The sequence below is a fragment of the Streptomyces sp. NPDC001770 genome (assembly GCF_053596135.1).
In genome coordinates this window covers 1-1,135 of the sequence record NZ_JBSFFN010000108.1, presented here as the reverse complement: position 1 = coordinate 1,135, position 1,135 = coordinate 1, and the positions used below count along the sequence as shown (strand labels likewise).

1 protein-coding gene is annotated in these 1,135 nt (G+C 69.4%); it reads right to left on the bottom strand.

The features are described 5' to 3' along the window. Positions 1–1,135 (bottom strand): condensation domain-containing protein (locus ACWCSV_RS34560; protein WP_451149229.1); only part of this gene is annotated, 1,135 nt, incomplete at both ends.

Genomic DNA, 1,135 nt, shown 5'->3' with positions numbered 1-1,135 from the left:
CGGCGCGGGCGAGTGCGCCGATGTGTCCGAACAGGTCCCCTTCCAGGGCGACTTCGATTGTTCCGCCGCGGTGCGTGGCCTGCGCGGGGCGGGGGTGGTCGAGGTTGAGCGTGTGTTCCTCGGGCAGCCCGTCCAGGGTCTCGCGCCAGAAGGCGAGTTCCTGCGAGAGGACGCTTTCGGTGTCTTCGGCGGAGCCGAGTGCCCGCTGCTGCCAGACGGCGTAGTCGGCGTACTGGACCTTGAGCGGTTCCAGTACCTGGCCCTCGGTGCCGGCGACACGTGCCTGGTAGGCCCGTGACAGGTCGTCGAAGAACACTCCGGCGGACCGGCCGTCCGTCGCGATGTGGTGCACCAGGAGGTGCAGGACCGTGCGCCCGTCGCCGAGGCCGAAGAGGGTGGCCCGCAGGGGGGCCTCCGTCCTGAGGTCGAACCGGTGCCGGACGGCTGCGGCCAGATCGTCGTCCAGCGTCTCCGGCGTGGAGGCACCACGCTCGATGCGTACCCGGGCCTGTGCGGCGGGGAGGACACGCTGCCGCGGTTCGCCGTCGACGCTGGTGAACACGGTCCGCAGGGGCGCGTGCCTTCCGATCACGTCGTTGAGGGCGGTTTCGAGGGCGTCGGCGTCGATCGGGCCTTCGAGGTGGATGGCCATCGGGACGTTGTAGGCGGTGCTTTCGCCGTCGAGTTCGGCGAGCAGCCAGAGTCGGCGTTGGGCGTAGGACAGGGGTATGTCGTTGTCGTCGGTGGATGCGCCGGCGGTCAGGGGCGGGAGTGCGGGGCGGCCCTTGAGGGTGCTGATGTGCTGGGCGAGGCGTGCGGGTGTGGGGTGCTGGAAGACGTCGCGGATGGTCAGCCGGACACCGAGCTCGTCGGCAACGTGGTTGGTGAGGCGGGCGGCAAGCAGGGAGTGGCCACCGTGGGTGAAGAAGCTGTCGTCGACCCCGACAGGTCGGGCGGTGTCCAGTACCCGGCTGAAGAGGGCGAGGGCGATCTCTTCGAGCTGAGTCTGCGGCGCGCGCGTCGAAGCCGTGACAGTTATCGGTTCGGGGAGGGCGCGTTTGTCGATTTTGCCGTTGGGGGTGAGGGGGAGTTTGTCGAGGGTGGTGAGGTGGGTGGGGATGAGGTGTTCGGGGAG